We start from the raw sequence: 17,397 nt of genomic DNA, 5'->3' as shown, positions 1-17,397 counted from the left end.
GTCAGTGGCGATCCGTAGGCTCACTGCTGATGGCCACGACATCCGCCCCCGCCCCCGACCGTTCTGCCGTGCGCACGCTGCTCCGCCTGTGGCCGTACGTGCGGCCCGCGCGGGCACGGCTGTTCAGCGCCGCGTTCGTGGCGATAGTCGCCTCCAGCACGGGCCTGGTGATCCCGCTCGTCCTGAAGTGGATGGTGGACGGGCCGGTCGCCGACCGGGACCCGGCCGGGGTGTGGCTCGGGGCGCTGTTCCTGCTGCTGCTCGGCTTCGCGGAGGCCCTGCTGTTCGGGCTGCGGCGCTGGCTGGTGGCCCGGCCGCTGGCACATGTCGAGGCGTCGATGCGGGCGGATCTGTACGGGCGCCTGCAGCGGCTGCCGGTGTCCTTCCACGACCGGTGGGCCTCCGGGCAGTTGCTGTCCCGGGGGATGACGGACCTGATGCTGGTCCGTATGTTCCTCGCCTTCCCGTTGACGTTCCTGCTGGTCAACGGCGTGACGATAGTGATCGGCGTGTTCATCATGCTGCTCCAGGACTGGACGCTGGGGCTGGTGATCCTCGGGCCCGCCGTGCCCGTGATGGTGACCTGCGTGGTCTTCGAGAAGCGGTACGCCGAGGTGGCGCGGCGCGCGCAGGACCAGGTCGGCGATCTGACGACGGTCGTCGAGGAGAGCGTGCTCGGCATCCGCATCATCAAGGGGTTCGGCCGCCACCGGAGCCAGGCACGGGCGTTCCGCGACCTGTCGGGGAAGCTGCGCGGCACGGAGCTGCGCAAGGCGCGGCTGCTGGCGACGATCTGGGGCGTCATCGTGACGCTGCCCGAGATGGCGATCGGCGCGGCACTGGTCGTGGGGGTCGTGCAGGTCGCCGACGGGGGCTTGTCGGCGGGCACGCTGGTGGCGTTCCTGTCGACGGCACTGGCCCTGCGGTGGCCGGTGGAGTCGATCGGCTTCCTGCTGGCGATGAGCCAGGAGGCGGCGACGGCGACCGAGCGGTATTTCGAGGTGATGGACGAGGAGGTCGAGGAGCCGGGAGCGGCTGGAAGTTGGGCGTCGCTGCCGGGAGGTGGGGCGCGTGACTCGGCGTCGCCGCCGGAGGACCGGGCGCCGGTGCTGGCCGGGACCTCGGCGTCCCTACCCGGGGGCCCGGCACGCGACGCGGCGTCCCTGTCGGAGGACCGGGCACGTGACTCGGCGTCGCCGCCGGTGGACCGGGCGCCCGGGGTGGCAGGGACCTGGGCGTCCCTTCCCGCGAGCCCGGCACGCGACTCGGCGTCCCTACGGGAGAACCCGGCGCACGACTCGGCATCCCTGTCGGAGGGCCCGGCACGCGACGCGGCGTCACGAGGTGCCGACGCGCCCGAGCGGGCCGCATCGGTGGTGCGGCCGCCCGCGGCTCGGGCGGGCTTGCGCTTTCACGGCGTCACCTTCCGCTACCCCGACGCCCCCGCCGACTCCCCGCCCGTCCTCCAGCACATCGATCTCCACATCCGCCCCGGCGAGTCCATGGCCCTGGTCGGCTCCACCGGCAGCGGGAAGACGACCCTCACCGCGCTCGTCCCCCGGCTCTACGACGTCACCTCGGGCCGCATCACCCTCGACGGCGTCGACATCACCGGTCTGTCGAGGCAGGCGCTGCGCGCCAAGGTCGCGGTCGCCTTCGAGGAGCCCACGCTCTTCTCGGCCGCGGTCGGCGACAACGTTCTCATGGGGGCCGACGGCACGGCCGGGGCGGCGGAGCTGGAGCGGGCCCTCGCCGTGGCCCAGGCCGACTTCGTGCACGCCCTGCCGCAGGGGACCGACACCCAGGTCGGCGAGCAGGGCCTCAGCCTCTCCGGCGGACAGCGGCAGCGCCTCGCGCTCGCCCGGGCGGTCGTCGGACAGCCGGAGTTCCTCGTCCTGGACGACCCGCTGTCGGCGCTGGACGTGCACACCGAGGCCGCCGTGGAGGCCGCCCTGCGGGACGTCCTCGCGGACACGACCGCGCTGATCGTGGCGCACCGCCCCTCCACCGTGCTGCTCGCCGACCGGGTCGCGCTGCTCTCCGGCGGCCGGATCGCCGCCGTCGGCACCCACCACGAACTGCTGCGGACGAACGCCGAGTACGCGCACCTGATGTCAGGGGAAGAGGAGGGCGCACGATGACGGCGGCCACCAGCACACCGGCCGACAGGAAACCCGACGACGAACCCGACGACCGGCCCGCCGCCACCGGCGACCCCTTCGACCAGGACGTCCTGCCCACTCCCCCGGGCGCCACCGCCGCCCTGCTGCGCTCCCTGCTCACGCCCCTGAAGGCCCGGGTCACGGTCACGACGGTTCTGCTGCTGCTCCAGCAGGCGGTCGTGCAGGCGGGCCCGCTCCTCGTGGCGTACGCCATCGACCGTGCCGTGCCGGCGTTCCGGGCCGGCGACCACGGGCCGCTGATCACGGTGGGCGCCGGCTATCTGGCCTGCGCGCTGGCCGCGGGCGGGCTGCAGTACGCCTTCGTCCTCGCCGCGGCCCGCGTCAGCCAGGACGTGCTGCTCGACCTGCGCGGCCGGATCTTCCGCCACGCGCAGGCGCTGAGCGTCGACTTCCACGAGCGCTACACCTCGGGCCGGCTCATCTCCCGCTCCACGGCGGACGTGGAGTCCCTGCGCGAACTGCTGGACGAGGGCCTGCAGGAGCTCGTCACGGTCATCCTGTCCTTCGTCTACATCTCGGCGATGCTGCTCTGGCTCGACCTGGGCCTCGGGAGCGTGGCGGTGGCGTCCCTGGTGCCGCTCTACGCCCTCGTGCGGCGGTACCGGCGGCGCGCCGGGCGGGTGTACCGGGCGCGGTCCACCGCCATCGCGGCCGTCATCGTGAAGTTCGTCGAGACGATGAACGGCATCCGGCCGGTGCGCGCCTTCCGCCGCGAGGCCGTCAACGACGCGGACTTCGGCGTGCTCAACCAGCGGCACGAGCGGACCAACGGCAACGCGCTGCTGGAGATGGCCCGCTACGTCACCGGCTCACGGCTGGTCGCCAACACGGCCGTCGCGGCGATCGTGCTGTGGGGCGCCTACCGGGTCGCGGGCGGCACGCTGGCCCTCGGTGTGCTGGCGGCGGCCGTGCTGTACCTGCGGCGGCTGTACGACCCGATCGACCGGCTCGGGATGTTCCTCAACTCGTACCAGTCGGCGGCGGCCTCGCTGGAGAAGATCGCCGGGCTGCTCGCCCAGACCCCGTCCGTCCCCGAGCCGGCGGACCCCCGGCCGCTCCCGCCCCTGGCGAGCGAGCACCCGGGCCGCGAGGTCGTCTTCGACGGTGTCGGCTTCGGCTACCGCACCGGCGGCGAGGTGCTGCCCCGCTTCGACCTCACGATCCCGGCCGGTCAGACGGTCGCGGTCGTCGGCTCCACGGGCGCCGGAAAGTCGACGCTGGCCAAGCTGCTGGCCCGGTTCTACGACGCCTCCGAGGGCCGGGTCCTGCTGGACGGCGTCGACCTGCGCGACCTGGCCGTGCCCGACCTGCGGCGCGGGGTGGTCATGGTGACGCAGGAGGCGTTCCTGTTCTCCGGCACGGTCGCCGAGAACATCGCGATCGGCCGCCCGGACGCGACCCGCGAGGAGATGGAGCAGGCCGCGAAGGAGATCGGCGCGCACGACTTCATCAGCGCTCTGCCCGACGGCTACGACACCGACGTACGCAAGCGCGGCGGCCGTATCTCGGCCGGGCAGCGGCAACTGGTCGCGTTCGCCCGGGCGTTGCTGGCCGATCCGGCGGTGCTGATCCTCGACGAGGCGACCAGCTCGCTGGACATCCCGGGCGAGCGCGCGGTGCAGCGGGCGATGGCGACGGTGCTGAAGGGACGCACGGCGGTGGTCATCGCGCACCGGCTGTCGACCGTCGAGATCGCGGACCGTGTCCTGGTGATGGAGCAGGGGAAGATCGTCGAGGACGGCGCACCGGCCGAACTCGTCGCGGGCACGGGCAGATTCGCCGATCTGCACCGGGCCTGGCGGGACAGTCTGGCGTAGTGCGGCGGCGGAGGGCGGGCGGATGATCGACGCGTACGAGGACCCGGGCACACCCGACCGCCGAGGCGGGGGCCGCTACCTGTGGTGGCTGGTCACCCGGCAGCCCTGGCGGTGTGCGGCCGGGGCGATGTTCGGCAGTGTGTGGATGGTGCTGCTGGCGGCCACGCCGTATCTGATGTCCCGGGCGATCGACGACGGTCTCGAGCCCGGCGACATGCGCGCCCTGGTCCTGTGGAGCGGGGCGCTGTTCGCGGTGGGCGCGTTCAACGCCTGGCTGAGCATCATGCGGCACCGCACGATGACCCGGGTGCGGATGGACGCCAACTTCCGCACGGTGAAGGTGGTCGTCGGTCAGGCGGTGCGGCTGGGCGCCTCGCTGCGGCGGCAGGCGGGTGCGGGTGAGGTCGTCACGATCGGTGTGGGCGATGTGCAGACGGTCAGCCAGTCACTGACGGTGGTGGGGCCCGGGGTCGGGGCGGTCCTGGGCTATCTGGTCACCGCCCTGCTGCTGATGTCGGTCTCGGGGCTGGTCGCCGCCGTCGTGCTGCTCGGGCTGCCGGTGATCCTCCTGCTGGTCGGGCCGCTGCTCGGCCGGTTGCGGGGATCGGAGGCGGAGTACCGCGAGCGGCAGGGCGTGCTGACGGCCCGGATCGGCGACCTCGCGGGCGGGCTGCGCGTCCTCGCCGGCCTGGGCGGCAAGCGACTGGTGGCGGACGCCTTCCGGCAGGACTCACGGCGGCTGCGCGAGCAGGGCTACCGGGTGGGGAGGGTGACCAGCTGGGTGCAGGCGCTGGGGACGGGGCTGCCGACCCTGTTCCTGGCGGTGGTGACCTGGCTGGCGGCCCGGCTCACCGCCCAGGGCGACATCACGGTGGGCCAGTTGGTGTCCGTCTACGGCTATGTGGCGGTGCTGGTGTGGCCGGTGGCCTTCCTGGTCGAGTGCGGCTACCAGATCAGCCGGGGCCTGGTGTGCGCACGGCGCGTCGTACGGTTCCTGCGCCTGGAGCCGATGCCCGACACCGGCACCCTGGACGCCCCCTCCGAACCGTCGGCCCTGCACGACCCCGAGTCGGGCGTACGAGTCCTGCCGGGCCGCTTGACGGCTCTGGTGGCCGAACACCCGGCGGATGCCACAGCGGTGGTGGACCGCCTGGGCCGCTACAGCCCGTCGAACGCGACCTGGGGAGACATCCGCCTGGACGAGATCGCCCTGAACCAGCTCCGAGCCCACATCGTGGTGGCCGACCACGAGGCCGACTTGTTCGCAGGAACGCTGCAGGACATGGTCGCCCCGTCTCTCAGGGGTGCAGGGCTGCGTCGATATGCGGCTCCGCCGCGGGGCGCGACAAGCCGCAACGCACCCGCGCACGCCACACCACTCAACCCCGCACTTCAGAGGGCGCTCCACACCGCCGCAGCCGAAGACATCGTCCAAGCCCTCCCCCACGGCCTGAACACCCCGATGACCGCCCAGGCCCGCAACCTCTCCGGCGGCCAACGCCAACGCATCCGCCTCGCCCGAGCCCTCCTCACGGACCCCGACATCCTCCTCGCCATCGAACCCACCTCCGCCCTCGACGCCCACACGGAAGCCACAGTCGCCGCCCGGCTCAGAGACGCCCGCCAGGGCCGCACCACCGTCGTCACCACCACCTCCCCCCTGGTCCTGGACCGCACGGACACCGTCCTCTACCTGAAGGACGGCAAGGTCGAAGCCTCCGGCACCCACCACGAACTCCTCGACACCGCCCCCGGCTACCGGGCACTCGTCGCGAGGGAAACGGAAGAGGTCACGGGATGAGCCACGGACCACTGCCGGTCGCCGACCGGGCCGACGTCCGGCGCGCCCTGCTCGGACTCGTACGGGCCGACGCCCGTGCCTTCGGTGTCGTCCTGGGCCTGAACGCGCTCGCGGCCGTGGCCGGGCTCGCCGGACCGTGGCTGCTGGGCAGGATGATCGACGACGTGCGGGCCGGGCAGGGGGTGGCCGCCGTCGACCGGCTGGCCCTGCTCCTCCTGCTGAGCGCACTGGCACAGGTGCTGCTGGCGCGCTGGGCCCGGTCCGTGGGCCATCGCTTCGGGGAGCGGACGCTGGCCCGGGTGCGTGAGCGGTTCGTGGACCGGGCGCTGACCCTGCCCGCGTCGGTGGTGGAGCGGGCCGGTACAGGTGACCTGACCGCGCGGGGGACGGCGGACGTGACGACCGTCGGCAACACCCTGCGGGACGCGGGTCCGGTCCTGCTCGTCAACCTGGTGCAGGCGTTGTTCCTGGTCGCCGCGGTGTTCCTGACGAACCCGCTGCTCGGCGCCCTGGCGGTGCTGGCGCTGACGCCGATCTGGATCGCGTTGCGCTGGTACCTGCGCAGGGCCCGCGACGGGTACCTCGCCGAGGGGGCCGCCACCTCGGACGCGGCGGAGATCGTGGCGTCGACGGCGGCCGGGGCGCGCACGGTGGAGGCGTTCGGGCTCCAGGAGCAGCGCACGGCCGCGAGCCGGGACGCCCTGGAGACCTCCCGCCGCACCCGCTATTACACGCTCTTCCTGCGCTCGGTGTTCTTCCCGGTGATGGAGACGTCGTACGTCCTGCCGGTGGCCGGTGTGCTGGTGATCGGCGGCGCGCTGCACACGTCCGGGTCGATGAGTCTCGGGGCGGTGGTGACGGCGGCCCTGTATCTGACGCAGCTCAGCGCGCCGCTGGACGAGGTCCTGGTCCGGATCGAGCAACTCCAGGCGGGCGGCGCCTCCTTCGCCCGGGTGGAGGGACTGGCCCGGGCCCCGCGCACCCCCGGGGAGGGCGAGTGTCCGGATCCGGACGGCGACCGCATCGACGTCACCGGCGCGCGCTACGCCTACGACGGCGGCGTCGAGGTGCTGCGCGGCGTCGATCTGACGGTGACGCCCGGGGAGCGGCTGGCCGTGGTCGGGCCCTCCGGGGCGGGCAAGACCACGCTGAGCCGGCTGATGGCGGGCATCGACGCGCCGACCGTCGGCTCGGTGACGGTCGGCGGCGTTCCCGTGGTCGGGCTCGGACCGGAGCGGCTGCGCCGCCAGGTCGTCCTGGTCACCCAGGAGCACCATGTGTTCCTCGGCTCGGTCCGGGACAACCTGCGGATCGCCGAGCCGTCCGCCGACGACGCACAGGTGTGGAAAGCGCTGGCCGTGGTCGGCGCCGACACCTGGGTGCGGGAGCTGCCGGAGGGCCTGGACACCCGCCTGGGCCAGGGCGGTTGCCGTACGGACGGCTCGCAGGCCCAGCAACTCGCCCTCGCCCGGGTGGTGCTGGCGGATCCGCACACGCTGATCCTGGACGAGGCGACCGCCCTGCTCGACCCGACGACCGCCCGGCACACCGAGCGCGCCCTGGCCGCCGTCCTGGAGGGGCGCACGGTCATCGCCGTCGCCCACCGGCTGCACACCGCGCACGACGCCGACCGGGTCGCGGTGATGGAGGACGGCCTGTTGGCCGAACTCGGCACGCACGACGAGCTGGTGGCGGCCGGCGGGGCGTACGCGGCCCTGTGGCACTCCTGGCACGGGGACCTGCCCGAGGGCCGTCAAGGGTCCGCCTAGGCAAGCGTTCGTATAACGAACATGAACTTCCGGTCAACGAACCTTTTCCGGCCATACTGTTGACGCGGTCCTGACAGAAAGCGCACTCCCCTGCCACGCTTCCCACGACTGCTCCACAGAAACCCCACTGCAACACCTCCACCTCCCCAGGCCGGGCGACCCCCGGCCATGCAGAAGGAGTCCGTGTTGAGAAGCAGTTCCTCGCGCAGAGGCACCTCCCACAGACGCACTCCCCACACCCCTCGCCGTACCGCGGCCGTGGCCCTCGCCGGCGTCGCCGCGCTGATCGCCACCGCCGTGCAGGCCGGCACCGCCACCGCTGCCCCGGAGAACAGGGCTCCGGCGGCCGCGAGCAAGGCGAAGCCCGGCTCGGAATCGGTCCGGCTCACCCCCGCCCAGCGCGCCGCGCTGATCCGGGAGGCGAACGCCGGCAAGGCCGAGACCGCGAAGGACCTGGGCCTCGGCGCCCAGGAGAAGCTGGTCGTCCGCGACGTCCTGAAGGACCGCGACGGCACCGTGCACACGCGCTACGAGCGCACCTACGCGGGCCTGCCCGTCCTCGGCGGCGACCTGGTCGTCGAGAGCACGAAGGCGGACTCCACCGCGTCCGTCACGAAGGCCACCCGCTCCGCGATCAAGCCCGCCACGACGAAGGCGGCGGTGTCCGTCGCCAAGGCCCGGCAGCAGGCACTGACCGCGGGGAAGGCCGACGAGGCCAAGAGCCCGGACATCAACCGCGAGCCCCGCAAGGTGATCTGGGCCGCGAGCGGCAAGCCGGTCCTGGCGTACGAGACGGTCGTCGGCGGCTTCCAGCACGACGGCACCCCGCAGGAACTGCACGTGGTCACCGACGCCGGCACCGGCGCGAAGTTGTACGAGTGGGAGGCCATCGAGACCGGGACCGGCAACACGGTCTACAGCGGCACGGTCGACCTCACCACGACCCAGTCCGGCTCGACGTACAACCTCACCGACGGCGCCCGCGGCGGCCACAAGACGTACAACCTCAACCGCGGCACCTCCGGCACCGGCACCCTCTTCTCCGGCCCCGACGACGTGTGGGGCAACGGCACGCCCTCCAACCTGGAGTCGGCCGGCGCCGACGCCCACTACGGGGCCGCGCTGACCTGGGACTACTACAAGAACGTGCACGGCCGCAGCGGTATCCGCGGCGACGGCGTGGGCGCGTACTCCCGGGTCCACTACGGCAACAACTACGTCAACGCGTTCTGGTCGGACAGCTGCTTCTGCATGACCTACGGCGACGGCTCGGGCAACGCGAACCCGCTGACGTCGATCGACGTGGCCGCCCACGAGATGACCCACGGCCTGACGTCGAACACCGCGGGCCTCAACTACAGCGGCGAGTCCGGCGGTCTGAACGAGGCCACCAGCGACATCTTCGGCTCGACCGTCGAGTTCTACGCGAACAACTCCTCCGACGTCGGTGACTACCTCATCGGCGAGGAGATCGACATCAACGGCGACGGCACCCCGCTGCGCTACATGGACAAGCCGAGCAAGGACGGCTCGTCCAAGGACAGCTGGTACTCCGGCATCGGCTCGATCGACGTGCACTACTCCTCGGGCCCGGCGAACCACTTCTTCTACCTGCTGAGCGAGGGCAGCGGCACCAAGACGATCAACGGTGTCACCTACAACTCGGCCACCTCGGACGGGCTTCCGGTCACCGGCATCGGCCGGGACAAGGCGGAGAAGATCTGGTTCCGCGCGCTGACCACGAAGTTCACCTCGACCACCAACTACGCGGGCGCCCGCACGGGCACCCTCGCCGCGACCGGTGAGCTCTACGGCACCGACAGCGCCGAGTACACGGCGGTCCAGCACGCGTGGGCGGGCATCAACGTCGGCACCCGTCCCGGCGACGGGGGCGGCGGCGGTACGTCCTTCGAGAACGCCGCCGACGTGGCGATCCCGGACCGGGGCGCGGCGGTCACCTCGCCGGTCACCGTCACCGGCCGGACGGGCAACGCGCCCTCCAACCTCCAGGTCGCCGTGGACATCGTCCACACCTACATCGGTGACCTCAAGGTGGATCTGGTCGCCCCCGACGGCACCGCGTACACGCTGAAGGGCTACGGCACCGGCGGCAGCGCGGACAACATCAACGAGACCTACACGGTGAACGCCTCCTCCGAGGTCGCCAACGGCACCTGGCAGCTGCGGGTCCAGGACAACGCGGCCATCGACACCGGCTACATCAACAGCTGGAAGCTCACCTTCCCGTAGGCCGCAAGCCGTGAGCCGTAGGCCTTAGGCCGCATCGGTCCCCAAGTCAGGGCGCCGCCCCGGTGGGTTCGACTCCCCCGGGACGGCGCCCGCTTCACATGCCCGGACCCGTCAGCCTGTCGTCGATTTCCGGCCAACATCACTCGTTACTCCTGACATGTACGCGCCCTTGGTGCCACTCTTCCCCCACCCGCCGCACAGCACCCCAGCAGTTCCCCCACATCAAGGAGCTCGTGTGACCCCCCTCTACGCGCGTCACAAGCGCACCACCCTGGCCATCGCCACCGCCGTCGCCGCCGGCGCCCTGCTCACCACCGGCCTGACCTCCGGCAGCAGCGTCGCCGCCGACTCCTCCTCCAAGCCGGTCCTCGCCGCCGCCCCCGTCCTGCTCTCCGCGCCCGCCCGCACGGCTCTCGTCAAGGAGCAGCAGGCGGACGCCCCGAAGACCGCCGACGAGATAGGCCTCGGCGAGCAGGAGAAGCTGGTCGTCAAGGACGTCGTGAAGGACGCCGACGGCTCGGTCCACACGCGCTACGAGCGCACCTACGCGGGCCTGCCGGTCCTCGGCGGCGACCTCGTCGTGCACGAGTCGAAGTCCGGCGCGACCAAGGGCGTGACCAGAGCGACGAAGGCCGCCCTCAAGGTCGCCTCCCTCAAGCCGGCGGTCGCCGCGGCCAAGGCCGAGAAGCAGGCCGTGACGCTCGCCAAGGCGGCCGGCTCGGAGAAGACCGAGGCGAACTCCGCTCCCCGCAAGGTGATCTGGGCGGCCGACGGCAAGCCCACGCTCGCCTACGAGACCGTCGTCGGCGGCCTCCAGGAGGACGGCACGCCGAACGAGCTGCACGTCATCACCGACGCCGCCACCGGCAAGAAGCTCTACGAGCACCAGGCCATCGAGACCGGCACCGGCAACACCACGTACAGCGGCAAGGTCGACCTCACGACCACCAAGTCCGGGTCGACGTACAACCTGACGGACAGCACCCGCGGCGGCCACAAGACGTACAACCTCAACCGCGGCACCTCCGGCACCGGCACCCTGTTCTCCGGCGCGGACGACGTCTGGGGCACCGGCAGCCCGTCCAACCTGGAGACCGCTGGCGCCGACGCGCACTACGGCGCCCAGGTGACCTGGGACTTCTACAAGAGCACCTTCGGCCGCAGCGGCATCCGCAACGACGGCAAGGCCGCCTACTCGCGCGTCCACTACGGCAACGCCTATGTCAACGCTTTCTGGTCGGACAGCTGCTTCTGCATGACCTACGGCGACGGCGAGGGCAACACCAACCCGCTGACCTCGCTCGACGTGGCCGCCCACGAGATGAGCCACGGTCTGACGTCGGCCACGGCCGGCCTCAACTACAGCGGCGAGTCCGGCGGTCTGAACGAGGCCACCAGCGACATCTTCGGCGCGGGCGCCGAGTTCTTCGCCAGCAACTCCTCCGACGTCGGTGACTACCTCATCGGCGAGGAGATCGACATCAACGGCGACGGCACCCCGCTGCGCTACATGGACAAGCCCAGCAAGGACGGCTCGTCCAAGGACGCCTGGTCCTCCAGCCTCGGCGGCGTGGACGTCCACTACTCCTCCGGTCCCGCCAACCACTTCTTCTACCTGCTGTCCGAGGGCAGCGGCTCGAAGACCATCAACGGCGTGACCTACAACTCGCCCACCTCCAACGGCTCCACGGTCACCGGCATCGGCCGCACCAAGGCGCTGCAGATCTGGTACAAGGCGCTGACGACGTACATGACGTCGACGACCAAGTACGCGCAGGCCCGCACGGCGACCCTGAACGCGGCCTCGGCGCTCTACGGCGCGAGCAGCACCGAGTACAAGGCGGTCGCCGCCGCCTGGTCCGCGGTCAACGTCGCCTGACCGAAGCTCGACCCACGGGCGGTACCCGGAGCCACGGCGGCTCCGGGTACCGCCCTACTCTTGGGGACCATGTCTTCGGAGGACTTCACCTACGCCGATGTCGGCGCCACCCGCGAGGAGCACTTCTGCCCCCCGGGCTTCCACCCCATGAACGTGCGCACCCGCCTGGGGGAGGGCGAGGAGGTCTTCCAACGGGCCTCGGAGGCGGTGCTCACCTGGGAGATGCACCGGGCCATGGGCGTCGGCGTCGACGCGAGCGCGGATCGGGCCGCCCCCGGCGTCGACGTCACCGTCACCCTCGCCGGCATGATCAAGGCCCCCTGCCGCGTGGTCTGGACCCTGGAGGAACCCCGCCGCACCGGCTGGGCCTACGGCACCCTGACCGGCCACCCCGAGTGCGGCGAGGAGTCCTTCGTCGTCGACCGCACGGGAGACGGCACGGTCTGGCTGACGGTGAACGCGTTCAGCAGGCCGGCGAAGTGGTACTCACGAGCGGGCGGCTTGGCGACCAGGGGCTTGCAACACGCGTACGCGCGCAGGTGCGGAAGCGTACTGCGACAACTGGTCGCAGAGGTGGATACGCCCTAGGGGGCGCGGGGCTGTATCGATTTGCGGCTCCGCCGCGTGGGCGCGACCAGCCCCCACGCACCCGCGGACACAACTCAACGCATCAACAACCCGGCCGCCTCCACCAACTCCTCAGAAGGCCCGGCCACCAGCCCCAACTCCGCACTAGAGGCCAACAACCGATGCGCAGGAAGGATCCGCACCGTGTACCCGAAAGGCCCGGTGCGATCCAACGACAAGGCCCCTTCATAGGCCCACCGCCCGTCCTCCCCGGGGGACCCGACCGGCTTCAGGGGAACAACCGTCGCGTCACCGATACGGTCCTCCTCGTCCACCCGCCCCGAGACGACCTGCACATCCACGTCGTCCGGCCCGAGCTCACCGAGGCCGACCCGCACACGCACCCCCAGCGTCGTCCCGAGCTCCGCCAGCGCCTCGGACACGGACGTCTCCACATGGTCGACCGTGACTCCCGGCCAGGCGGCCCGCACCCTGCCCTTCCACTCGGCAAGCTCACGCGCGGGTTCCGGCCCCATCGAGCGATGCGCGAGCGCCGCCGGCGCGTAGAGACGCTCGACGTACTCGCGGACCATGCGCCCGGCCAGCACCTTCGGCCCGAGCAGGCTCAGGGTCCGGCGGACCATCTCGATCCACCGGTCGGGCAGCCCGCTGCGGCCGCGCTCGTAGAAGCGGGGCGTCACCCGCTGCTCCAGCAGGTCGTACAGCGCCGCGGCCTCTATGTCGTCGCGGCGGTCCGGGTCGGTCCCGACACCGTCGGCCGTGGGGATGGCCCAGCCGAAGTCCGGCTGGAACCACTCGTCCCACCACCCGTCGAGGACGGACAGATTGAGACAACCGTTGAGCGCGGCCTTCATGCCGGACGTGCCGCAGGCCTCCAGCGGCCGGAGCGGATTGTTCAGCCAGATGTCGCAGCCCGGGTACAGCTTCTGCGCCATGGCCATGCCGTAGTCGGGCAGGAACACGAGCCGGTGCCGGACCCGCGGATCGTCCGCGAACCGCACCAGCTCCTGCACCAGCCGCTTCCCTCCGTCGTCCGCGGGGTGCGCCTTGCCCGCCACGACGATCTGGACCGGCCGCTCGGAGTGCAGCAGCAGGTCCATCAGCCGGTCGCGGTCGCGCAGCATCAGCGTCAGACGCTTGTACGAGGGGACGCGCCGCGCGAAGCCGATGGTGAGGACGTCCGGGTCGAGCACGCCGTCGATCCAGCCCAGCTCGGCCGTACCGGCCCCGCGCTGCCGCCAGGAGGCCCGCAGCCGCTCCCGCACCTCGGTGACGAGCTGCTCGCGCAGGCCCCGGCGCAGCTCCCAGATCTCCTGGTCGGGGATGTCGGCGACCGAGTCCCAGCGGTCCGAGCCGCCGACGGTCAGCGCGTCCTCGGCGCGCTGCACGCCGATCTGCCGGGCGCCCAGCCGGAACACCTCCGGGGCGACCCAGGTGGGCGCGTGCACCCCGTTGGTCACGGACGTGATCGGCACCTCGTCGGCGTCGAAGCCGGGCCACAGGCCGGAGAACATCTCGCGGCTGACGTTGCCGTGCAGCAGGGACACCCCGTTGGCGCGCTGGGCCAGGCGCAGGCCCATCACGGCCATGTTGAACAGGTTGGGCTCCCCGCCGGGGTAGGTCTCCATGCCGAGTTTGAGGACGCGCCCGACGTCGATGCGGGGCAGCTCCGCGTCGGGGCCGAAGTGGCTGGCGACCAGCTCGCGGTCGAAGCGGTCGATGCCGGCCGGGACGGGGGTGTGGGTGGTGAAGACGGTCCCGGAGCGGACCGCCTCCAGCGCCGCGTCGAAGTCCGAGCCCGCCGCGCAGAGTTCGGCGATCCGCTCCAGACCGAGGAACCCGGCGTGCCCCTCGTTGGTGTGGAACACCTCCGGAGCGGGGTGCCCGGTCAGCCGGCAGTACGTCCGGACCGCTCGCACACCTCCTATCCCCAGCAGCATCTCCTGCAGCAGCCGGTGCTCGCTGCCGCCGCCGTAGAGCCGGTCGGTCACACCGCGCTCGCCGAGGTCGTTCTCCTCGACGTCCGAGTCCAGCATCAGCAGCGGGACCCGGCCGACCTGCGCCAGCCAGATCCGGGCGCGCAGCTGCTTCTCCCCGGGCAGGGCGAGGGCGACCTGGGCGGCGGTGCCGTCGGGCTCCTCCAGGAGGACCAGGGGCAGCTCGTTCGGGTCGAGGACGGGGTAGTGCTCCTGCTGCCAGCCGTCCCGGGAGAGGGTCTGGCGGAAGTAGCCGTGCCGGTAGAGCAGCCCGACGCCGATCAGTGGGACGCCCAGGTCGCTGGCGGCCTTCAGATGGTCGCCGGCCAGGATGCCGAGGCCGCCGGAGTACTGCGGCAGGGCGGCCGTGACGCCGAACTCGGGTGAGAAGTAGGCGATCGCGGCGGGAAGTTCCTCGGGCTGGGCCTGGTACCAGCGCGCGCCGGTCATGTAGTCGTGCAGATCGCCCGCGACCGAGGCGAGGCGGCGCAGGAACCGGCGGTCCTCGGCCAGGGCCGCGAGCCGCGCGGGCGGCACGCTGCCCAGCAGCCGGACCGGGTCGCGCCCGGAGGCGGCCCAGCGCTCGGGGTCGACGGACTGGAAGAGGTCACGGGTCTCCGTGTGCCACGACCACCGCAGATTGCGGGCCAGATCGCTGAGCGGCCGGAGGGGGTCGGGGAGAACGGGTCGGACGGTGAATCGACGGATCGCCTTCACGGGTTCCACCTCGGCGCGTTCGCTGGTTGACGCAGGGCTTTGACACAGGGCTTCATCGACGTCTCCTACGACAGTACCGGCGGATGCGCCGCCGCCGCTGAGGCTCCGCCGTCGGACCCCCGATCGGCCTGAACAGCACCATTCACGGATATGGCCGATTCCACCCCCATAGGCGTCCTTGTGGTGTTTCACGCGCCACGAGAGGCTGCCTCTGGCGTACCGGCCCGCGCCCGCCGCACGCGGCGTCGCACGGCCGCCGTACGCCGAGTCGAGGAGGGGAACTCGGACCATGGCACGGACGCGCACACGGCGCCCGCGCTGGACGGGGGGCCTGGTCGCGGCGATCTGCATCGCGGTGTTTTCGGCCATCACCCTGCCCGCGCACGCCGTACCGGAGGGGCGGATACTCGGCGCCGGAGGACCCGGCTCCGTGCACGGCAGCTATCTCGTGACACTGAAGGAGGGCACGCGGGCACCTTCGGGCGCCGGAAAGGGCCTGGCCGAGACGTACGGGGTGGACATAAGCCACACCTACGGCACGGTCCTGAACGGCTACGCGATCAGGGCGAACGCGAGACAGGCGGCGCGGCTCGCCGCCGATCCGCGGGTCACCTCGGTCGTCCAGGACACCCGCGTGCGACTGGACCGCGCACAGCGGACCCCGGCGTCCTGGGGGCTGGACCGCGTGGACCAGCCGAGTCTGCCCCTGGACCGGAGCTACACCCCGCCCGAGTCGGCGGGTGCCGGGGTGACGGTGTACGTGATCGACACCGGCGTCCGGACCACCCACCGGGACTTCGGGGGCCGGGCGAGCCACGGCTGGGACTTCGTCGGGAACGACAAGGTCGCGGCGGACGCCAACGGCCACGGCACGCACGTGGCCGGCACGGTCGCCGGGAAGACCCACGGCGTCGCCGGGAAGGCCCGGATCGTCTCCGTACGGGTCCTGGACGCCGCGGGCGCGGGCACCACGGCGCGGGTGATCGCCGGGATCGACTGGGTGACCCGGCACGCGAGGAAGCCCGCGGTCGCCAACCTCAGTCTGGGCGGCCCGCGCAACGACCGGCTGGACGCCGCCGTCCGTGCCTCCATCGCCTCCGGCGTCAGCTACACGATCGCCGCGGGCAACGACGGCAGGCCCGCCGGGCTGTACTCCCCGGCGAGCGTCAAGCAGGCGATCACGGTCGGCGCGACCGACCGGAGGGATACAAAACCGGCCTTCTCCAACCACGGTCCGGCCCTCGATCTGTTCGCCCCGGGCGTCGAAATCACCTCCGCGGCCGCAGCGAGCGACACCGCGCGGGCCACGTTCTCGGGCACCTCGATGGCGTCTCCGCACGCGGCGGGCGCGGCCGCGCTGTATCTGGCCGATCATCCGAAGGCGACTCCGTCCCAGGTCGGGAGGGCTCTGACCGCGGGAGCGGCGACCGGGAAGATCTCCGGCCGGGGCATCGGTTCGCCGGACAAGTTACTGCGGGTGCCGCACCCGTAGGGCGAAGGAGTAGCCACACACCAGGGCCGGCCTCGTCCGTCGCGGACGAGGCCGGTCTTGTGTGTCGACATACGCGTGAGTAGTTAACAAAGTGCCGGATTGCCCACCCGAATAGGGTGGGAAGGCTCCTGCGGGTACCCCTCTCAGGAGCACCACGCAGGACCCACCTCCCCATAGACCTCCGCCCACCCACGTTGACGCGGACAGGAGCGGTCATGCCCGCCAAGCACCCTTCGTCACCACCCCCGACCCGCCGCACCGGGGCGCACGCGCCCGGCGGCGGGGCACCCCCCGTGCGCCCGGCCGACGCCGGTCCACCGGTCCCGCAACCACCCCCCGTGGGCGAGGCGACCGCCGTCGGGCGCATACCCGTGCTCGACGTCCGCCCGGTCGTCCAGCACGGACGCCGGCCGGCCAAGGCCGTGACCGGCGAGACCTTCGAGATCTCGGCGACCGTGTTCCGGGAGGGGCACGACGCGGTCGCCGCCAATGCCGTCCTGAGGGATCCCGAGGGCCGCCCCGGGCCGTGGACGCCGATGCGGGAGCTGGCCCCCGGCACGGACCGGTGGGGCGCCACGGTCACCGCCGGGGAACCCGGCCTGTGGACGTTCACCGTGGAGGCGTGGGGCGACCCGGTCGGCACCTGGCGCCACCACGCGCAGATCAAGATCCCGGCCGGTATGGACACGGACGTCGTCCTGGAGGAGGGCGCGCGCCTGTACGAGCGGGCCGCCGACGGCGTACCCGAGGAGGAGGGCCTGCGGGACGTGGTCCTGGCCGCCGTCGACGCCCTGCGGGACGAGAGCCGCCCGGCGGCCTCGCGGCTGGCGGCGGCGTTGACGCCGGAGGTGGACGAGGTGCTGTCCCGCCATCCGCTGCGGGACCTGGTCACCACCTCCGAGCCCCTGCCGCTCCTCGTCGAGCG

The 17,397-nt window shown here is 72.1% G+C and carries 10 protein-coding genes; 9 read left to right on the top strand and 1 reads right to left on the bottom strand.

The features are described 5' to 3' along the window. Window positions 1-29: 29 nt before the first annotated feature. From ACFT4A_RS34705 to ACFT4A_RS34675, 7 genes are all read left to right on the top strand, one after another. A complete protein-coding gene (locus ACFT4A_RS34705) occupies window positions 30-2,141 on the top strand; it encodes an ABC transporter transmembrane domain-containing protein (RefSeq protein ID WP_382838429.1) in 2,112 nt (703 codons plus the stop codon). Then, on the top strand, window positions 2,138-4,000 hold the full coding sequence (locus tag ACFT4A_RS34700; protein ID WP_382838426.1) for an ABC transporter ATP-binding protein: 1,863 nt from the start codon (window positions 2,138-2,140) through the stop codon (window positions 3,998-4,000). The genes ACFT4A_RS34705 and ACFT4A_RS34700 overlap by 4 nt, the downstream gene beginning before the upstream one ends. Before the next feature lie 22 nt (window positions 4,001-4,022). Next, window positions 4,023-5,801, top strand: a complete 1,779-nt coding sequence (locus tag ACFT4A_RS34695; RefSeq protein WP_382838423.1) for an ABC transporter ATP-binding protein — start codon at window positions 4,023-4,025, stop codon at window positions 5,799-5,801. Further along, window positions 5,798-7,570 carry an ABC transporter ATP-binding protein gene (locus ACFT4A_RS34690; RefSeq protein ID WP_382838420.1) on the top strand — a complete coding sequence of 591 codons (1,773 nt, stop codon included), beginning with the start codon at window positions 5,798-5,800 and terminating at the stop codon, window positions 7,568-7,570. The genes ACFT4A_RS34695 and ACFT4A_RS34690 overlap by 4 nt, the downstream gene beginning before the upstream one ends. A gap of 168 nt (window positions 7,571-7,738) precedes the next feature. Continuing rightward, window positions 7,739-9,820: a M4 family metallopeptidase gene (locus tag ACFT4A_RS34685; protein WP_382838417.1), complete on the top strand. Its 2,082-nt coding sequence runs from the start codon at window positions 7,739-7,741 to the stop codon at window positions 9,818-9,820. Window positions 9,821-10,055: 235 nt separating this feature from the next. Then, the gene (locus ACFT4A_RS34680; RefSeq protein WP_382838414.1) at window positions 10,056-11,699 is read left to right on the top strand and encodes a M4 family metallopeptidase; all 1,644 of its coding nucleotides are present in this window, start codon (window positions 10,056-10,058) and stop codon (window positions 11,697-11,699) included. Window positions 11,700-11,768: 69 nt separating this feature from the next. Continuing rightward, window positions 11,769-12,287 carry a DUF1990 domain-containing protein gene (locus ACFT4A_RS34675; RefSeq protein ID WP_382838412.1) on the top strand — a complete coding sequence of 173 codons (519 nt, stop codon included), beginning with the start codon at window positions 11,769-11,771 and terminating at the stop codon, window positions 12,285-12,287. Window positions 12,288-12,361: 74 nt separating this feature from the next. On the opposite strand, the gene ACFT4A_RS34670 is transcribed toward ACFT4A_RS34675, so the two are convergent. Next, the gene (locus ACFT4A_RS34670) at window positions 12,362-14,980 is read right to left on the bottom strand and encodes a glycosyltransferase family 1 protein (protein ID WP_382838409.1); all 2,619 of its coding nucleotides are present in this window, start codon (window positions 14,978-14,980) and stop codon (window positions 12,362-12,364) included. A 289-nt stretch (window positions 14,981-15,269) separates the two neighbouring features. Here ACFT4A_RS34670 and ACFT4A_RS34665 point away from each other — a divergent pair, with 289 nt between their 5' ends. Beyond that, a complete protein-coding gene (locus ACFT4A_RS34665; RefSeq protein WP_382838406.1) occupies window positions 15,270-16,472 on the top strand; it encodes a S8 family peptidase in 1,203 nt (400 codons plus the stop codon). Window positions 16,473-16,687: 215 nt separating this feature from the next. After that, window positions 16,688-17,397 (top strand): maltotransferase domain-containing protein (locus tag ACFT4A_RS34660; RefSeq protein ID WP_382838403.1); only part of this gene is annotated, 710 nt, incomplete at its 3' end.

This window comes from Streptomyces sp. NPDC057099 (assembly GCF_042671245.1).
Lineage (GTDB): Bacteria > Actinomycetota > Actinomycetes > Streptomycetales > Streptomycetaceae > Streptomyces > Streptomyces purpurascens.
The sequence above is the reverse complement of the archived record's forward strand: the minus strand, read 5'-3'. Positions and strand labels throughout refer to the sequence as shown.

Coding starts and splice junctions, on each gene's coding strand:
- ACFT4A_RS34665 (WP_382838406.1), top strand. CDS start 15,270: ATGGCACGGACGCGCACACGGCGCCCGCGCTGGACGGGGGGCCTGGTC.
- ACFT4A_RS34700 (WP_382838426.1), top strand. CDS start 2,138: ATGACGGCGGCCACCAGCACACCGGCCGACAGGAAACCCGACGACGAA.
- ACFT4A_RS34695 (WP_382838423.1), top strand. CDS start 4,023: ATGATCGACGCGTACGAGGACCCGGGCACACCCGACCGCCGAGGCGGG.
- ACFT4A_RS34675 (WP_382838412.1), top strand. CDS start 11,769: ATGTCTTCGGAGGACTTCACCTACGCCGATGTCGGCGCCACCCGCGAG.
- ACFT4A_RS34705 (WP_382838429.1), top strand. CDS start 30: ATGGCCACGACATCCGCCCCCGCCCCCGACCGTTCTGCCGTGCGCACG.
- ACFT4A_RS34690 (WP_382838420.1), top strand. CDS start 5,798: ATGAGCCACGGACCACTGCCGGTCGCCGACCGGGCCGACGTCCGGCGC.
- ACFT4A_RS34685 (WP_382838417.1), top strand. CDS start 7,739: ATGCAGAAGGAGTCCGTGTTGAGAAGCAGTTCCTCGCGCAGAGGCACC.